We start from the raw sequence: 18541 nt of genomic DNA, 5'->3' as shown, positions 1-18541 counted from the left end.
ATAGCAAATGGAAAAAATAGTAAAAAAGTTGGAAAGCAAAGGCATCCGCCCTACGGCAATGCGCCTGATGACCTATAGACGGCTGGCACAACTGAATGTGGCCGTTAGCTTAGGCGACCTTGGAAAGGATTTCGAAAGCTCGGAAAGGAGTACGCTTTTCCGTACTATGAAGACATTTGAAGAAAAAGGAATCGTGCATCAAATTGAGGATGGCACCGGCATCATTAAATATGCCCTGTGCGAAGACAATTGTGAATGCGAGGTTGGCAACGACCTTCACTTACATTTTCATTGCAATAGTTGCGGGGAAACCGTGTGCCTTACAGAGCACAAAATCCCTCAGATAAACCTGCCCGAAGGCTATGTGGCAGAGGATATCAATCTGGTGGCCAAGGGAGTCTGTGAGAAATGTAGCAATGACTTGGATTAAGTTTTTTGATTTAAAAAATTGGAACAATGATGAAAATTTATAAGAAAGAAAGCAAGGTATATATGGTAGCTCAAAATAGATTGGATGCTACCGATTATGACAATTTGATATCTCAATTAAAAACCATATACAGGCAAACCATAAAGTGTACTGGTATATTGAAATGGAAAATTTTGAGGGGTGGACCGCAAGTGCGTATTGGAAGGGCATTGAACTGAAACTTCCGAATGAAGAACGCGTTAAAAAGGTTGCATTGGTGGGAAATACAAAATGGAAGGAACAGTTTACGGAAGTTTTGATTCCCTTTACAAGGGCACATATTAAATTCTTTAGCCCTGAAGAAAAAGATTTGGCCAAGGAATGGATGGAGAAAGAAAATCATTAAAAAAGTTAAATAAATTTAAACAGAAAGATTATGATGGACAACTGGAATTTTGGGGGAATGCACTGGATATGGTGGGGGCTTTGGATAATCCTCATCTTTTGGATATTCTTAATTCCTTATCCCACCCCGGGACAAAATAGACGGAAGGATAAGGCTATGGAAGCCCTGAGAGAACGATACGCCCGGGGCGAGATAAGCGATGAGGAATTTGAACAAAAGAAGAAAGTCCTTCAGGATAAGAAGAAGTAGTTATAAGGCACAGGCATCGAAAGCGATGGCACCTATGGCTTATAAAAGAAGGTAAAAATGAAAAAACGCAAAGTATTTGTTTTTATATTCATTGGATTAGCCCTTGGCTTATTTATAATACAGCCCCTGGTTATTTCACTCCACATGTATGACATGCAGGGAGGTAATGGCGAATGGTGGAAATCTCTGCTTGCTTCATATCAGCAGGAAGTTAGTTCATGGGATTTGGATCAAGCCATCATCAAATTGCTATTTGGACTGCTGGGCATTGCCTTGTCGCTTATGTTTATGGTCAGGCAAAGAATATTTCAATTGACCGGAAGAAGAGATAAGCTGGAGGAGATCAGGGAGCTGATTGCGGCAGGAGAAAACCAGCAAGTAGAATTTAAATCTACCTTGAGATGGGATTTGAGGCAGTTTAAACCGAATAAGACTTTGGAAGGCGTAATAGCAAAAACAATTGCCGGGTTTATGAACACCCAAGGAGGGCATTTAATTATCGGAGTTGATGATGAAGGTAGTATTCTGGGGCTGGAACAGGATTGCGGTACTTTAAAAAAACCTGGCAAGGACGGGTTTGAGCAATATATAATGCAATTGGTGTCCCTCAAGTTCGGCACTCATTTTTGCCCTTTGGTTAAAGTGGCCTTTTACCAATTCGAAGAAAAGGATATCTGTTATGTAAGGGTTCACAAAGCACAAAAACCTGTGTATTTGAATTTGATTGACCGTTCGCATTTCTTTATCAGAACCGGGAATGGTACCCGTGAGTTGGATATGCCTGAGGCTCTGGAGTATTTGGAGATACACTTAAATTAATATAAACCCTATAAAATTGAAAAAATGATATAGGTATTGGACATAGAAAAAGAAAACTTGATTGCTGCTAAAATCAATGGTAGAATCACGAAGAAGGATATAAAAAATCCATCCGCTAATCCACAATATCATCGAAAAAAGTCATAAAATTTGTAGGCGAAAAAAATAGCAGGAATGGGTCGTTAAAGCTACTCATTTCTTTACCGGTTCAGAAGTCAAATATTTTGACCTTCAGGATAAGGAACAAGCAAAAAACTGGATACAAATAACTAAGGATATGAAAAAACTAAAAATCAAAATTCCCGTAATCCTTCCACAGGTACCTAATGAAAAAGACGCTTGTGTGGAAAGGCTAATTAAGGAACTGGAAGCCGAAAATGGCCTTGAAAAAGTCCACATAGCGGATGATCAGGAAGATACGGTGCCACAATTGTGCTTTCATTACGATCCGGATATAATTTCTATTGACCGCATTCAATCATTGGCAGAAAGAACCGGGGCTGAAATTACCGAGAAATATGGACATCTTCTTATAGAGGTTGAGGGGATTAGGCATACCCGGCATGCAAGAACTATAGAAAAGAGTCTGCTAAATACCAATGGTGTTTTGGAAGCTTCCGCCAATGCGGGAGGAATGATCCGTTTAGAATATGATAAGCGTGAGACCAGTTTTGATGAAATAAGTGCAAAGTTAGAAAAAGAAAACATAAAAGTTAATAAAAGCTCCTCTGCTGAAAATAAAGGCTTTAAATCTGCCGAAAAGAATCCTCAAAATTTAAATAAAGAAAAGGTAAAGGATAAAGAAGAACAAAAGCATAAAGATACCGATGTCCAGAATCATAAAGAAGCGGATAGCCACGGGGCCGGGGAAGAAAATTCCCACGCCCACGGAGGTATTTTTGGGAAAAATACAGAGCTTATTTTTGCCATTATTTGTGGGGTTTTGTTGGGGATAGGTTTTGGACTATCCTTTGTAGAATCAGTTCCGCAATGGGTTAGTCTTTCCCTTTATATTGGAGCCTATTTCTTTGGAGGGTTTTATACTGCTAAAGAAGCTGTGGAAACCGTAGCCAAAGGCGGGTTTGAAATTGATTTTCTCATGTTGGTCGCAGCGATTGGAGCGGCTATTTTAGGAGAATGGGCTGAAGGTGCCTTGTTATTATTTCTTTTTAGCCTGGGACATGCCCTGGAGCATTATGCAATGAACAAAGCACGAAAATCTATAGCCGCATTGGCAGAACTGGCGCCAAAAACAGCCTTGCTCAAAAAAGATGGTAAGACGGAAGAAGTTGGTATCGAAAAACTCAATATTGGTGATATCATTGTGGTGAAACCAAATAGTAAAATATCTGCAGATGGCGTAGTGGTAGATGGGCAGAGTAGCGTTAACCAGGCTCCAATAACCGGTGAGAGTGTACCGGTAGATAAAGTTCCCGTAGAAGATGTTGAGAAGGATTACTCAGAGGTAGATGATATTAAAGATGAAAACCGCGTTTTTGCAGGAACGATCAATGGGAATAATACTTTGGAAATTAAAGTGATCAAAGCAGCCAAAAATTCAACGCTTTCCCGATTGGTGAAACTGGTTAACGAAGCTCAGACTCAAAAATCGCCTACCCAGTTGCTCACCGATAAATTCGAAAAATATTTTGTGCCATCCGTCCTTATTTTGGTCGGGATTCTTTTGTTCGCTTTTTTAGTTATTGACGAACCCTTTAGCGCGAGCTTTTACCGGGCAATGGCGGTACTGGTAGCTGCAAGTCCCTGTGCGTTGGCAATCTCGACCCCAAGTGCTGTATTAAGTGGAGTGGCCAGAGCTGCCCGTGGCGGGGTATTAATTAAAGGAGGGCGCCCTCTGGAGGACCTGGGGGTTATTACCGCCCTCGCCTTTGATAAAACCGGAACTCTAACGGAAGGAAAGCCAAAACTTACCCAAGTGGTGCCACTTGGAAAAATTTCTGAAAACGAACTTCTCAAAATAGCAGTAGCCGTGGAAGGTCTTAGTGATCACCCCCTGGCCAAAGCTGTAGTTCGTGATGGAAAAGAGCGTCTGGAAGGCGAGGAAATCCCAAATGCCTCTAATTTGGAGGCAGTTCTGGGTAAAGGGATTAAAGCATCATTTGGCAATGATAAAATCTATATAGGTAACCTCGACCTGTACGAAGGGCTTGATGAGAGTACACCTTCCGAAAAAATAGCTACGAAAGTGCGTGGTCTTGAAGGTGGTGGAAATACAACAATGCTTATACGAAAAAATGAAGAATATATAGGCATCATTGCATTAATGGATACCCCTCGTGAAGCCGCCAAGGGAACCCTTAAAAAATTAAAAGAAATCGGCATTAAACGAATGATCATGCTTACCGGTGATAACCAGAAGGTAGCAGACGCTGTAGCAGAAGAAATAGGATTGACCGATGCCTGGGGGAGCCTATTGCCGGAAGAAAAAGTGGATGCTATAAAAGAATTAAAAGAAAAGGAATCCAAGGTGGCAATGGTGGGCGATGGCGTTAATGATGCCCCTGCCATGGCAAACAGCACTGTAGGAATAGCTATGGGTGCTGCTGGAAGTGATGTGGCCCTGGAAACGGCGGATATTGCGCTAATGGCCGACAAGTTGGAAACCCTGCCCTTTGCCATAGGCTTAAGCAGGAAGGCAAAGGCGATTATCAGACAGAACCTTTGGGTAAGCCTTGGTATTGTTGCCCTACTTATACCTTCAACCATATTCGGCTTGGCAAATATTGGAATGGCGGTTGTAATCCATGAAGGTTCCACACTACTGGTGGTTTTTAATGCGTTAAGGCTTTTGGCTTATAAAAAAGAATAGAAAATCCGGACTTAGACTGTTTTTCGAAAGAATATAAAATGACAAAAACGGAAAAAAAATTATCGTCCAAAGGGATACGTTCCACTGAAATGAGGTTGAAAATTTACAAATACCTCAAAAGGAAAACTTATGCGGTAAGTTTAAATGAAATGCAAAAAGTCTTTATCCATAAAAATATCAAAACAGCCAATAAGACCACTTTCTATAGGACGATAAAGCTCTTTGAGAAAAAAAGCATGGTGCACCAAATTGACGATGGAACTGCTTTTGCAAAATATGCGCTTTCTGATGAAAACACCAATGTTAAACACAGTACAGATTTACATATGCACTTTCATTGTATCGATTGTAAGAAAACAATCTGTCTGCCAAATAAAATATCGGAAGAGAGCTTGCCGGACGATTATGAAGTGAACGATGTGAACCTGGTATTAAAAGGGATATGTAAAAATTGTAGCAAAAAATAATAGGTGGGAGTACCTTAAGCCTGAATCCCAGCCCCCAATGGTCAAGCTTAAGGTTTTTTCCACCGTAACTACCTTAAAAAAAATATGAATATGGAAAAATTTGATGTAACTATTATAGGGTCTGGCCCGGGCGGGTATGTAAGTGCCATCCGTTGCGCCCAATTGGGATTAAAAACAGCCATTATTGAAAGGTACAGCACGTTGGGCGGTACCTGTCTAAACGTGGGCTGTATCCCGTCAAAAGCCTGGTTGGAAGCCTCTGAGCATTATTACAAAGTCAAACATCAATTCGAAAATTTTGGGATTGATGTTAAAGAGGCCAATGTCGATATTCTGAAAATGAACCAAAGGGTTCAGGATGTGGTACAGGAAATCATCAATGGCGTTGATTATCTGATGAAAAAAAACAAGGTCTCCGTTTATGAAGGTCATGGCACCATCAAGGAGAAAAACACGATTGAAATTAAGGGCGAAGATAAAACGGAAACCATAACAACCGATAAAATCATTATTGCCACGGGGTCCAAACCCGCTTCATTGCCCAATATTAAAATAGACAAAAAGCGTATCATCCCTTCTACCGAAGCCCTTGCCCTACAGGAAATCCCTAAGCACTTAATGGTCGTTGGGGGTGGCGTTATCGGTGTGGAGATAGGTTCCGTATTCGCCCGCTTGGGTTCAAAGGTTTCCATAGTAGAATATTTTGATAGCCTTATCGCCACTATGGACGGCGCACTGGGACATCAATTGCACCGTTCCCTAAGAAAACAGGGAATTGAATTTTATTTACAACATAAGGTAACCGATGCAACAGCAACAGATAACAAAGTAGAATTGAAAGCGGAAAACCTTTCCGATAAAGAAGAAATGAGTTTAGATGGCGATTACTGTCTTATGGCCATTGGCCGGAAACCGTACACCACCAACTTAGGCCTTGAAAACATTGGCGTGGAAACCAATGAGAAAGGACAGATAACGGTAGATAAAAACCTTGAAACCAACGTCAAGGGTGTGTATGCCATTGGGGATGTAATCCGAGGGGCAATGCTTGCCCATAAAGCCAGTGAGGAAGGCGTTTTTGTAGCCGAAAGGATAGCAGGTCAAAAGCCACATATCAATTATTCCCTTATCCCCAATATCATTTATACCCAGCCCGAAGTGGCCGGGGTAGGATCAACCGAAGAAGAATTGAAAGAAGCAGGAAGAAGTATTAAAACAGGCTCCTTTCCTTTCAAGGCAAATGCGAGGGCGAAAATAAGTATGGACACCGACGGTTTTATCAAGGTAATCGCAGATAAGCAGACCGATGAGATACTGGGCGTGCATATGATAGGCCCTCGCATTGCAGACAGCTACACCGAAGCGGTGGTAGCGATGGAATTTAGGGCAGCTGCCGAAGACATTGCAAGAATGTCACACGGGCACCCCACATTTTCCGAGACCTTTAAGGAGGCGTGTCTGGCAGCCACCGAAGACAGGGCGCTACATATTTAATGTTGGCCTAACAGCAAGTTCTCAAAAATAAGGCGTTGCCGGGCTTTTTGAAAATATTAAAGTTTAGGTAATTAACTCAAAAAATAAGTAAGATAAAATGGGGCAATCAGTTCGAAATCAATCCACTATTGGGTATATTAGGGCAACGGCAACAAAGTTCCTCGACAGGGAAACAGCTGGGGGGATTTTTTAAATAATTGCTACTATAGTAGCCCTTCTTTTAGCTAATTCAAATTGGGCAGGAGCCTATCATCATTTTCTTGGCGATGAATTGCTTTTTGAATTTTCCGAGCATCTTAGTTTTGGGCTAACAATTGAAGAGTGGATCAATGATGGCCTAATGGCAATTTTCTTTTTGGTTGCCGGGCTTGAATTGAAGAGGGAGGTTATGGTGGGGGAATTATCTTCAATTAAAAAAGCCTCAGCCCCATTGTTGGCAGCTTTAGGTGGCATGGCAGTTCCGGCCCTCATTTTTATCAGCCTAAATTTAGACACTGAAAATATAAAGGGTTGGGGCATCCCTATGGCTACCGATATCGCATATTCACTAGGGATCATTGGCCTACTGGGGGAAAATGTTCCCAGGCAGTTAAAAACATTTTTAATAGCCCTCGCTATTGCTGACGATATAGGTGCCATATTGGTGATAGCATTGTTTTATAGCAACGAGTTGAGCTGGATATACCTTGGATCGGGTATGGGTGTATTTGGGGTATTATTATTAATGAATTGGACTGGGGTCAAAAATTTGATTTGGTATATTATTATAGGGATCATCTTATGGTATTGCTTCCTTAATTCAGGGATCCATCCAACTATTGCGGGGGTACTTTTTGCCATTACCATTCCAATAGTGCCCAAATTAGACAGTAAAATATTAAAAGAAAGGACTGCTACAAACGTTACTAATCTTGAGAAAACAGAGCTGGAAAAATTAAATCCTCTTCAGGATAAAAAACAACAAATAATTTTAAAAGCTATTAAAACAGATACTGAGAATTCAAGGCCTCCTTTGCTCAAACTGGAAAATTCCCTTGTTGATTTCAATGCTTTCTTTATCATTCCAATTTTTGCAGTCGCGAATGCGGGAGTAAAGCTCGATGTAAATTTAATTGAGGTTGTTTCCGGTTCTTTAGGGCTGGGGATCCTTTTGGGATTAGCTATTGGGAAAGTAACAGGGATTGGTATTTTTACATTGATCGGGCAAAAGCTTGGAGTTTCCGAATTACATATTACACTAAACTGGAAACATATAATTGGAATTGGTATGATTGCGGGAATTGGCTTTACCATGTCCCTTTTTATTACCAATCTCGCATTTAATGATCAGGAATTGATTAAAATTTCGAAAATAAGCATTTTGATAGCTTCATTACTTGCAGCTATTGGCGGTGCGGTAATTCTCTTATTAACTTCCAATAAAGGAAGGAAAAATATAGTTAAGTGATATGGGGGAAATAAACAAAAGTACCTTTATAGTAAGTCAAATGGACTGTCCTTCAGAAGAACAGATGATCCGGATGAAATTGGAATCTTATGCTCAAGTGAAATATTTGGATTTTGATATTCCCAATCGAAAACTTGAAGTATATCACCTTGAAGGGAATGAGGAAATCAAAGCCTCGATTTCAGAATTAAAATTAGGTGATAAATTTATGGGGACCGAAGAAGCCGAGCCTCCCGTAATAGAAGACCAATCCAAACAGAAAACAATCCTTTGGTGGGTCCTGGGGATAAATTTCGGCTTTTTCATTATCGAAATGACCACGGGGTGGATTTCTTCTTCTATGGGCCTAATTGCAGATTCTTTGGATATGCTGGCAGATTCGATAGTATATGCGCTAAGTTTATTTGCAGTAGGTGGTGCCATTTCCAGAAAAAAGAAGGTGGCAAAATTCAGCGGCTACTTTCAAATTGCATTGGCAACACTTGGTTTTGCAGAGGTATTAAGAAGGTTTTTTACAAGTAGTGAAACACCAATGTTCGAATGGATGATCATAGTTTCCATTTTAGCCTTACTGGGGAACCTTATTTCGCTCTGGTTGATAAATAAGGCCAAAAGTAAGGAGGCGCATATGCAGGCCAGTGCTATTTTTACGTCCAATGATATCATCGTAAACGGCGGGGTGATACTGGCCGGGGTGCTGGTCTATTTTCTGAATAGCAAATGGCCCGATTTGGTAATTGGCGGCATCGTTTTCACGTTTGTAATGCGGGGCGCCATAAGAATTTTAAAATTATCTAAATAATGCAAATATATGTTGCACAAGACGTTGGGCAACAATAAGGAAATTATGAATAAAAGTAGTGTAGCATTATTAATTTTACTGTTGTTGGTAATAGACCAGGCCATAAAGATTTATGTGAAGACCCATTTTTATTATGGCGAGGAATATTTTGTGTTTGGCCTGGATTGGTTTCGCTTACATTTTTTGGAGAATGCCGGCATGGCCTGGGGCTTTAAATTTGGCGAAGGTTATCTGGCCAAATTTGTTTTAATACTATTTCGCTTCGTAGCCGTTATTTGGGGGACCTTTTATATCAAAAAGATGATACGTGAAGGATATGCAAAAGTCTTTATAATCTGTGCCGCATCTATATACGCAGGTGCATTGGGCAATTTGATTGACGGTGCATTTTACGGACTGATTTTTGAAAAAAGTGATCCCACACTTCGCAATATTGCAGAAATATTCTCCTCAGGCGGTGGTTATGCCGGATTTTTAAATGGCAATGTGGTGGATATGTGGTTCTTTCCAATTATTGAAACAAGGCTTCCGGAATGGATGCTATTATGGGGAGGCAATGAATTTACTTTTTTCGATCCTGTATTCAATACCGCAGATGTTTGGATTAGCACGGGAGTGATTTTACTCCTGATCTTTCAAAGCCAACAAAAAAAAGACCAGAAAATATCGGATAAGAAAAAGTTGAAATATACTGAAAGTAACAGGACAATTATATAAATCGATTAGTTATGAACGTTTGGCTCTGGGTAGTAGTATTGGGATTGGCAGCTTGGGCTGCTCATTGGGGCGCGGACCAACTCCTTACCCCTTTAAAAATGCTGCGTAAGCAATGGGGGCTTACAGCTTCTGCAGGAGCAGCTTTCCTAGCTATTGTAACGGCGAGCCCGGAAGTGGCGATAAATATTACAAGTGCTGCCCGTGGTGTATCTGATATCGGATTAGGAAATTTGCTTGGTTCCAATATAATTTCCATCCCACTCATGGTAACCATCGCCTATTTCGCTTCCAGAAGGCAGTTTAAAAACAATAAGGAACATCAAAAACATTTGGATACCAACCTGCTGGCCCTGAACAAACGTTCTGTCTCGGTATTGTCCATCCCCTATCTGGCAATCATTGCTTTGGTAGCTATACTAACCCTTCCAAAAGCCTGGCGTGGGTTACAACCCATTGATGGGTGGATTATGCTGGCGGCCTATGCGGCTTTTTTAATGCATGCCATTATAAAAGGCAGGAAAAAAGGGGAAAGTGTGGAGTGGGATAAGAAGAAAGTGTGGTTATCAGTGGCCGGAGCTATGGCTATAGCCGTGGGTGCTTTTTTTATTGTTAAGGCTACGGAAAATATTGTTTCGGTGTTGAACATTTCCGAAATTGTTGGAGGGCTGTTTATTACCGGAATAATGACGACTGCCCCAGAAGTATTTAAAACCTGGAGTGTGGTAAAAGGAGGTGAAGTGACCGCGGGCACCACCAGTGTGATTGCCGATAATGCTGTTACCATGACGGTGGCATTTTTCCCGTTGGCGCTGGTTACTACCCCTATCGAAGATTTCCAGTTGTTTTGGGTCAATCTCGCGTTTGTGGGCTTGATGCCGCTTTTATATTCGGTATTTGTTCATCAAAGCAAGGAACTTCACGGGTTCAGCAGATGGCAGATATTCGTTTTCGATGCAGCGTATATTGTATATCTCTTAACTATGGTGTTTTTTGTTCTAAAACTATTTTAAAAAATGAAGGAGGACTTATTTAAGGATTACCAGGAGAGGCTAAATGTGCTGGATGAAAATATTAGAGCAGTAGCATTAAAATATGCGACGGATTTCTATTTGAACAAAAATTGTTCAAAAGAAGAGGCTATTGAGCGTGGCATCGTAAAGGCAGAGATGGAAAAAAGGAATTTAGATAGAAATGGATAATATATTACTAATAGTATTATGGCAGAATTAAAAAAATCTCTGGGTACTCTTCGCCTTACTTTTTATGGTGTAGGTACCATTGTTGGTGCTGGAATATATACTGTAATTGGTGCAGCCGCTGGACAGGCGGGAACAGACCTTTGGTTGAGTTTTATTTTTGCCGCCATTGCGGCCAGTGTCTCGGCAATGTCGTATGCAGAGCTGTCCTCTACCTATCCTAATGCCGGTGCAGAATTCATTTTTGTACGGAAAGCTTTTCCAAAAATCGACATTCCATCTTTTCTAACAGGTTGGACGATTGCATTTCACAGTTCGGCCACCATCGCCGCGGTGCTACTTGCTTTTTCAGGGTATTTCAATACGTTTTTTAACATCCCTTCCTTACTGGTTAGCTATGCTGTGCTACTGATTCTTGCATTGATAAGCATTACGGGCATCAAAAAATCATCTACCGCCAATATCATTATGGTCAGTATTCAGCTATTGGGATTGTTTATTCTTATTGCGGTCGGACTTTTGGAAACAGGACCACCAAAATCAGAATTTTTTAAAGTGGAGTCCTTTTCCGGCACCCTGGCAGCGACTGCTACCTTATTTTTTGTTTATACCGGCTTTGAGCATATGGCAGCATTGGGTTCCGAGGTAAAAAATCCGGGCAAGACGATTCCGAGGGCATTTTTATTGACAATGGTGTTTACCACAATTATATACCTACTAATATCTTTTACGGTACTCAATATAAGTGACCCCGCAGAAATAGCAAAGGTAAATTCCCCATTGTCGCTGGCCGCTTCAAATTTAAATTCCTGGTTGCCCGTAGCCCTGGCAGTTGCGGCACTTTTTGCTACGGCTAATGCGGCTTTTAGTGGCATTATTTCCATTAGCAGGTTGCTTTTCGGTATGGCAAGCGTGGGCGAGCTTCCAAAATTTATGACCAAGACCAATGCACAGAAAGTACCCTGGGTAACTACACTGGTGGTTATGGCTGCGGTAGCGGCATTTTTGTTATTGGGAGATATTAAAATTGTCGCAGGAATGTCCTCTTTAGGGGCGTTACTCGTTTTTGTAGCTGTGAATATTGCACTCATCGTTTTGCGTTATAAAGCACCTGACAAAGAAAGACCTTTTAAAGTTCCCCTTTCCATAGGGAAAGTACCTATCCTACCCATTTTGGCCATAATTATTAGCCTGTCTCTGGTAGTTCAGTTTAACTGGCAGGTGTATGTTGCTTTTGTGGGAGCAATTATAGTGGGCATCGTGCTGGATTATTTTTTGGACAAAAAGTCAAAGAATGAGATGGATCCCGAAAAAGAAAAAGAACTGTTCAACCATTAAAATGAAGCTATGGAATGGACCTTTGAAGAATTTAAAACCAGTTTGGATGGCCTCCATCCTGCAGTGAAGGAAAAAGCCCTGGAAATTGCTAAAAGTCTGGTTATAGAAAAGAATTATACTAAGGGAAATGCCATAAAAGAAGGAATTATGAAAGCTGAAGAATGGTTTTACGATTTAGGCGGTTAATAATTAATAAAAATAGATATGTTACAAATTATAGAGATTTCAGGAGATAATATTATTGCAACCAGAGCATCGGGAGATTTATCCGAAATGGATATTGAGAAGGTACATCCCATTATTCATGCTATTTTGGACAAAGGATTAAACGTACGCTGGTATTTTGAAATGGAGAATTTTACCGGCTGGGATTTTCCAGGCCTGTGGGAAGATCTAAAAATGGATACTGCCCACGCAAAAGATTATGAAAAAATCGCCATGGTAGGTGATAAAAAATGGCAGGACTGGATTACAAAGTTCATGAAACCTTTTACCAATGCTGAAGTAAAATATTTTGACTTAGAGGAAAAGGAAATTGCCAAAAAGTGGATTAAACAATAAACCTTTTATTTAAATAATTAATTAAAAAACTGAATGTATAATTAAATTAAAAAACCATGAAAATAATAGTTCCAATTGATTTTAGTCAAAGTTCCAAAATTGGAGTTGAGTATGCCACAAAGGTGGCCGAATCTTTAAATTCAGAAATTATCTTTGTTCATGCCTATTCTGAAGGTTATCAATATGCCGGATATGGGGCTATAGTTTATCCGGTTCCCGACAACTTTAGTTCTTATCAGAAATTGTACAAAGAAAAAATGCTGGAATTTCTCGAAAATTTTCCACGTCTGGCGACAATAAAATATAAGAGTATGGTAGCCCCAGGAAGACCTTCAGATATAATTTATCAATTAGCAACAGAAGAAAAAGCAAGTTTGATAATTATGGGGACAGAAGGTGCAGGTGAGGTAGAAGGTTACCTTGCAGGAACTACCAGTGAAAAAGTGAGCAAGGATGTACCCTGCCCTGTGCTGGTTGTACCTGAAGATTTAGAAACTTTTGGTTTAAAAAGAATTTGTCTGGCGCTGGATTCAGATAATCTGAAACCTGATAGGGAACTAAAGGTTCTGGCTGATCTACTAAAGGCATTTAACGCACGCCTTTTTATATTTCATTTTGCTAAAAGTAAAGATGAAGTTATTAAAGAACAGGAGATAGAAAACTATTATGAGGAGTTTTTTAATCTGCAGAATATTTCTGTTCACCTTTTTTCCGAAGGGAAAACTGAAGATAAAATAACCGGTTTTTTGAAAGATAATACCATAGATATTTTGGCGCTACTTTACAGGAAACATGACTTTATAGAAAAACTAACTGAACTAGGGCTGAGACGGAAAATGATTTTCAAATCAGAAGTTCCTGTACTTATTTTAAAATAATGGTAGAGATAACTTTTAATGAAATATACTAGATTTTAATACCCTGGAAAGTTATTTTCTGAAAAATTAGCAAATTTCTAAAAGTGGATCTTTTCAGAAAAACTAGGTGGCTTTTGGTACAATATAACTCTGCCATTCGGCTTTAAGTCTTAGGTGGTTTTTTAAAACCGTATTTGCCAATGTGGGCGTAGCTTTCTTGGCCGTTCTCAAAGCAATCCGTTTATAGAAAATAAATTAAAAATAGTACAACAGGATGTCTCTAAGTAGAAGAAACAGAAGAAAGAAAAAAAATCAAAACCCATCTAAAAAACAATTCACAAAAAAGGAAAAGGTCAAGGCAATTATTGTCCTTATTCTTCTGTTTATTGCTTCATTTCTGCTTTATTATTTTGTGTTAAAAGGGAATATCCATAAACATTAATTTCTATAAAAAATAAAATTATGATACATATTATTAGAACAGGAGGAACCATTGAAGGCTTGGATTATGAAAACCAAGAAAATAAAACAGAGCAAAGCGAAATAGCGATTAGAGAATTTCTTGACCTGGCCAATGTCTCGTTTCCCTATATTATCGAAAGGGCATTTTCTAAGGATAGCCGATCAATTACCGATGAAGACAGGAATTTTTTGTTAAAAAAAATAAAAGCTTCCAATGCAGAAAAAATTTTAATAACCCATGGGACTTTTACTATGGAAGATACCGCGACTTATTTTGGAAAGGAAGAACTTAAAAAGACTATCGTCCTTGTCGGCTCCTTTATTTTAGGATCATCTGCAAACACCGATGCTCCATTCAATTTAGGCTATGCAATCTGCGCTTTACAATTTTTAAAACCTGATGTTTATGTGGTTATGAATGGCAGGATTTTTCATTGGAGCAATGTTACCAAAAATCTGGAATCAAACAAGTTTGAGCCTAAAAATGAATAAAAATGTTCGGCACCTCAATACATTGGACCACCTTTTTTTACCTGCTGATAGATACTTTTATTGTAGTTATTGCTACCATTGCAAACATTAATCTTAAGCACCTTAGTTTCCACAGATATATAATTCTCGGCCTCCTGTACATCGCTTACAATGCCACCGGGGGATTTTTGCCTATTGAAAATTTAACCGATCCACTTATTCTCCAGTACATTATTACTTATGGGGTTGCCATTGCATTATGCCTATATATGATTTATTACCTGTTCAAAGATTATGATATTATTTTTTTGAAATTCCGTGCGTCTTTTATAAATATAGCCATTTTGGTAATTAGCAGTTTTATCCTGTTATTTTTAATCCCCTATTTTCTAACAAATTCCTTGAATTCTGCCAGAATCTTGTTTACTATTCCCATATCAATCATAGCATTTATCTTCCTCGGGCTGTTTTATAGAAGGATTTCAAACCTAAAGGATTCCAATACATTCTTTTCAAAGCGAAAAAAATTGGCGCTAATAAGTATTAGCTGTATTGTACTCTTACCTATTTTGACCGTAATTGGGGATTACCAATGGCTGACATTTTCGGTAATGAATCTGGCATTTTATGCAATAACAGCCATTGAGATCAATAGATATCTATATTTCCTAAAAAATAAAAATATTGTATATGAAGTTTTTGCATTTAATAAAGGGCAAAAAGATGATCCAATTAATACAAAAATTATCTATCAGAATTTAACCAGAAGGGAAGTCGAGATTGCAGTATCGATTTTAAATAATCTTTCCTATAAAAAAATTGCCAAAGATCTTTATATCGCCGAGAGCACTGTATCTAAACATGCCTCCAACATCTTTAAGAAAACGGGAGTAAATGGCAGAAAAGAATTTTTATCACGCTTCCACAAAAACCCATAATATACAACAACCCGGTTTTTTCTAAACTCTGATAACAAAGTAGCGATAAAAACCTCAATTAAAGTATTCCCTCCTTATGTTCCGTACATAAATACGGACTTTTCGTAGCTAAATACGCAATATATTTCAAGAATTCTGTATTGGTGAAATTACCTTAGAAGTAAGGCTGCCGCTTTTGCTTTTCTAAGCTGTACATGCCTGAAATGGTACTTTTTCAAAAAATAACCTGTAAAATGATTGGTAATGGATTTACAGTTGGAATCGGAAATACTCATTCAGAAATTGCATGAATTGAAGCTCCAAAATGAAAATATTTTGAGCAGGGCCTATCATTCCATTGAATTATGCCGCAACTTACTACATAAGCTCAAAAAAGAAATAATATTACATGGCCTTAACTCTCAGGAAGAAGAAATAGATTTCTTCAAAAATATCAAACAAGTCCCCCTTGTACAGCTTATTTACTTCTCAGAAATCCACTCTTTAGAAATTCAGTTTCCGAAAGCCGATAAAAAAGCCCAATTAAAATTCATAAAAAAGAAAATTAAAAGGCTTAACCGATTCTTCCTGTATAACATTGATTTCGGGCAATATATCAACTCTAACGCTACTCATTTTGATAAAGAATATTACACCCGGAAATATCTCGACACCTACTATATAACCACTTCAAATTTCTATTTTCAAGATCCTGATTTTTCTACACCAAGAGATATGCTTTTAGGTAGATTTAAAGCGTATAATTCCCTAGTTGTTTATTTGGATAAGCGAATGTCCTGTATTAAAAACAATTCCAACGGAAAAACACTTTATGATACTCCTACGGAAAAAATTCCCTGGCCTTTTTCGAATATGGATTGGGCGGAATTAATTTATGCTCTATGGTTTACCGGTCTGAGGCAAAAAGGTCTGAGCATCATTCAGGTGTCGCAAAAGCTTCAGGAAATATTTGATCGGGAATCCACAGATATATATAAAAGCTTCGGGGATATGGAGAACCGGAAACACAGCAGGACTATATTTCTTGACAAAATGGCGACCTCTCTTCTTTTTGGGATGGACAAGAGCGAAGAATAACCTTTCCACATCTTTTCAGAGTCTGTTAAAATAAGACCGTACTACGGACGACCTACCGAAATTCTACTTTTTTAAGATTCTCCATTTAATTTGGCATCTTTTAATCTATTGTCTTCCTCAAACAGGCCTCAAAAACCACCATAATCAATCAAATTTCAATATGTTAAATTTTGACCGTACTACGGTCGTAATGGGGAATAAAATCCAATAAACATATCCAAATTTGTAGAACGAAAGTCAAATCCTGCGAGGGGCTATCAAATTAGCTTAAAGCAATTTGGTAGCCTCTTTCTTTTAAAACCGTTCTATTATGCCAACAAGTATCATTACCACAGACGATCTTCGGGAATTCAAAATGGAATTACTCGATGATATTAAAAAACTGCTTACCAATCAGTCTAAAGGAAAGCTAAAAAAGTACCTAAAATCCTCTGAAGTAATGGATTTACTACAAGTAAGCCCAGGAACTTTACAAAACCTACGCATTAATGGCACGTTGCCCTACACCAAAGTGGGTGGCATCATCTACTACGATGCCGAGGAAATTCAGAATGTGATGACCGCAAACCGTGTACAGCACGGATTAAATTCTTAAGAGATGAATTATATAAAGCTCCTCAACGCGGCTTTTGAAAAATTCTTCTTCGATGACCGCTTGAACCCGACTCATATCAGCCTCTATATGGCCTTGTTTCAGGAATGGAACAGCAGCCGCTTTGCCGATGAGTTTTTCGTGAACCGTCGCGAATTGATGCGCGTGGCCAAGATTGGTTCAAAATCTACCTACCATCGCTGTGTAACAGACCTCGATTCTTGGAACTACCTATCCTATTTTCCATCTAACAATCCGTACAAAGGGAGCAAAATCAAGATGTCCATTATCGGGACAAGTGATGAACCTGATATGGGACACTACAATCCCGAATTGGAACAGCTTGCGGAACGGTACCATCCCATACGTGAACCGGTAGTGTACCAGCACCATCCCAGCAACGGACAAGCTATGTACCTGCACCGTCCCACCAGTGGACAAGCATTGGTATCTAATATAAACAATACCAAACAGGTAAACATTAATAAACAGCCAAAGGGCAGACAGGCTGTTTTAGATTTTTTTAAAGAAAAAGGTTTTAATGCTGATGAAGGAAAAAAATTCTTTGCGCATTATAAAGCCAACGATTGGAAAACAAGTGACGGAAAAGAAATCCGCGATTGGCAGGCTCTGGCCAAAAATTGGATGGATAGAACCGAATTGTTTGCCGAAGAAAACACACCAAAAAAAAGGGGAGCGTCCCAAAATCGAGACAACCTACGAACCACTAAAACCAAGGATTATGGACAACCCCTCTAAAATAACCGAAGGCGGCGTGGAATACTCACTGGGCAAGTTTGACGGGAAATGTGTGCTTTACGACTTCCCAAAAATCCTGATTTACCTGAATGCCAAGGGGAAACTCCTCTTTGGAAGGAAATTTAAAATTTATGAAGAGGACAAGGATATTTTACTAAAACTCTGTTCCTACTTCATCAAAGACAGGGAAAACTGTAAAAAATTTGATATCGATGTTGAAAAAGGGATTTTGTTATCGGGCCCAGTAGGGTGCGGGAAAACCAGTTTATTAAAACTTTTACGCCATTTAGTGCCATTGCAAAGACCTTATGAAATGATCCCCTGTCGGAATGTGGCATTCAGTTTTAACCATCTTGGTTTTAAAACCATCGAGGATTATGGGAATACAAAATTCTTCTGTTTTGATGATCTGGGCGTAGAACCCGCAGGTCGTTTTTACGGAAAAGATCTGAACGTTATGGGCGAAGTGCTTTTATCGCGCTATGAACTTTACCTTCAGACAAAGCATAAAATCAAGACCCACGCGACCACAAATCTAAATGCGGAGGAACTGGAAGAACGTTACGGAAACCGTGTCCGTAGCCGGATGCGGGAACTTTTTAATTTGATTGCTTTTGATGAAGGGGCTGGGGATAAAAGGAAGTGAAATT

21 protein-coding genes and 1 pseudogene are annotated in these 18541 nt (G+C 39.2%); all 22 read left to right on the top strand.

Annotation, left to right across the window (positions count from 1 at the left end; all coding sequences use genetic code 11):
- Positions 1-7: 7 nt before the first annotated feature.
- Positions 8-430, top strand: coding sequence for a Fur family transcriptional regulator (locus JOOMADRAFT_RS17185; RefSeq protein WP_008613756.1), 423 nt, complete (start codon positions 8-10; stop codon positions 428-430).
- Between the two features lie 145 nt (positions 431-575).
- The gene (locus JOOMADRAFT_RS17180) at positions 576-815 is read left to right on the top strand and encodes a SpoIIAA family protein (RefSeq protein WP_245547693.1); all 240 of its coding nucleotides are present in this window, start codon (positions 576-578) and stop codon (positions 813-815) included.
- Positions 816-845: 30 nt separating this feature from the next.
- The gene (locus JOOMADRAFT_RS17175; RefSeq protein ID WP_008615618.1) at positions 846-1064 is read left to right on the top strand and encodes an SHOCT domain-containing protein; all 219 of its coding nucleotides are present in this window, start codon (positions 846-848) and stop codon (positions 1062-1064) included.
- 57 nt (positions 1065-1121) lie between these two features.
- Positions 1122-1883, top strand: coding sequence for an AlbA family DNA-binding domain-containing protein (locus JOOMADRAFT_RS17170; protein WP_008615617.1), 762 nt, complete (start codon positions 1122-1124; stop codon positions 1881-1883).
- A 277-nt stretch (positions 1884-2160) separates the two neighbouring features.
- Complete coding sequence (locus JOOMADRAFT_RS17165; RefSeq protein WP_008615616.1) at positions 2161-4713, top strand: heavy metal translocating P-type ATPase; 2553 nt, start codon at positions 2161-2163, stop codon at positions 4711-4713.
- Positions 4714-4751: 38 nt separating this feature from the next.
- Complete coding sequence (locus tag JOOMADRAFT_RS17160) at positions 4752-5180, top strand: Fur family transcriptional regulator (RefSeq protein WP_008615614.1); 429 nt, start codon at positions 4752-4754, stop codon at positions 5178-5180.
- A gap of 90 nt (positions 5181-5270) precedes the next feature.
- Positions 5271-6674, top strand: coding sequence for a dihydrolipoyl dehydrogenase (lpdA, locus tag JOOMADRAFT_RS17155; RefSeq protein ID WP_008615613.1), 1404 nt, complete (start codon positions 5271-5273; stop codon positions 6672-6674).
- Positions 6675-6771: 97 nt separating this feature from the next.
- Positions 6772-8121 (top strand): annotated as a pseudogene (gene nhaA, locus JOOMADRAFT_RS17150) (Na+/H+ antiporter NhaA).
- Between the two features lies 1 nt (position 8122).
- Positions 8123-8923, top strand: a complete 801-nt coding sequence (locus JOOMADRAFT_RS17145; protein WP_008615612.1) for a cation transporter — start codon at positions 8123-8125, stop codon at positions 8921-8923.
- Between the two features lie 45 nt (positions 8924-8968).
- Complete coding sequence (locus tag JOOMADRAFT_RS17140; protein ID WP_040880183.1) at positions 8969-9640, top strand: lipoprotein signal peptidase; 672 nt, start codon at positions 8969-8971, stop codon at positions 9638-9640.
- An 11-nt stretch (positions 9641-9651) separates the two neighbouring features.
- Entirely contained in the window at positions 9652-10650 is a 999-nt protein-coding gene (locus tag JOOMADRAFT_RS17135; RefSeq protein WP_008615610.1) for a sodium:calcium antiporter, read from the top strand.
- A gap of 3 nt (positions 10651-10653) precedes the next feature.
- Positions 10654-10839: a hypothetical protein gene (locus tag JOOMADRAFT_RS17130; protein ID WP_008615609.1), complete on the top strand. Its 186-nt coding sequence runs from the start codon at positions 10654-10656 to the stop codon at positions 10837-10839.
- A gap of 18 nt (positions 10840-10857) precedes the next feature.
- Positions 10858-12174 (top strand): APC family permease, encoded by a 1317-nt coding sequence (locus JOOMADRAFT_RS17125; RefSeq protein ID WP_008615608.1) that lies wholly within the window; start codon positions 10858-10860, stop codon positions 12172-12174.
- A gap of 9 nt (positions 12175-12183) precedes the next feature.
- Positions 12184-12360 (top strand): hypothetical protein, encoded by a 177-nt coding sequence (locus JOOMADRAFT_RS20370; protein WP_008615607.1) that lies wholly within the window; start codon positions 12184-12186, stop codon positions 12358-12360.
- Between the two features lie 18 nt (positions 12361-12378).
- Positions 12379-12735: a SpoIIAA family protein gene (locus JOOMADRAFT_RS17120; protein WP_008615606.1), complete on the top strand. Its 357-nt coding sequence runs from the start codon at positions 12379-12381 to the stop codon at positions 12733-12735.
- Positions 12736-12791: 56 nt separating this feature from the next.
- A complete protein-coding gene (locus tag JOOMADRAFT_RS17115) occupies positions 12792-13613 on the top strand; it encodes a universal stress protein (protein ID WP_008615599.1) in 822 nt (273 codons plus the stop codon).
- Positions 13614-14054: 441 nt separating this feature from the next.
- Positions 14055-14546 (top strand): asparaginase domain-containing protein, encoded by a 492-nt coding sequence (locus JOOMADRAFT_RS17110; RefSeq protein ID WP_008615597.1) that lies wholly within the window; start codon positions 14055-14057, stop codon positions 14544-14546.
- 2 nt (positions 14547-14548) lie between these two features.
- Entirely contained in the window at positions 14549-15463 is a 915-nt protein-coding gene (locus JOOMADRAFT_RS17105; RefSeq protein ID WP_008615596.1) for a helix-turn-helix transcriptional regulator, read from the top strand.
- Positions 15464-15745: 282 nt separating this feature from the next.
- Positions 15746-16540 (top strand): RteC domain-containing protein, encoded by a 795-nt coding sequence (locus JOOMADRAFT_RS17100; RefSeq protein WP_245547692.1) that lies wholly within the window; start codon positions 15746-15748, stop codon positions 16538-16540.
- 310 nt (positions 16541-16850) lie between these two features.
- Positions 16851-17135 carry a helix-turn-helix domain-containing protein gene (locus JOOMADRAFT_RS17095; RefSeq protein WP_008615594.1) on the top strand — a complete coding sequence of 95 codons (285 nt, stop codon included), beginning with the start codon at positions 16851-16853 and terminating at the stop codon, positions 17133-17135.
- Positions 17136-17138: 3 nt separating this feature from the next.
- A complete protein-coding gene (locus tag JOOMADRAFT_RS17090) occupies positions 17139-17891 on the top strand; it encodes a hypothetical protein (protein ID WP_008615593.1) in 753 nt (250 codons plus the stop codon).
- Positions 17875-18537 carry a P-loop NTPase family protein gene (locus JOOMADRAFT_RS17085; RefSeq protein WP_008615592.1) on the top strand — a complete coding sequence of 221 codons (663 nt, stop codon included), beginning with the start codon at positions 17875-17877 and terminating at the stop codon, positions 18535-18537. Before JOOMADRAFT_RS17090 ends, JOOMADRAFT_RS17085 begins: the two co-directional genes overlap by 17 nt.
- Positions 18538-18541 lie beyond the last annotated feature (4 nt).

The sequence above is a fragment of the Galbibacter orientalis DSM 19592 genome (assembly GCF_000260115.1).
Taxonomy (GTDB): Bacteria; Bacteroidota; Bacteroidia; order Flavobacteriales; family Flavobacteriaceae; genus Galbibacter; species Galbibacter orientalis.
Note: the sequence above shows the minus strand (reverse complement) of the source record. Positions and strands in the feature narration are given on the sequence as shown.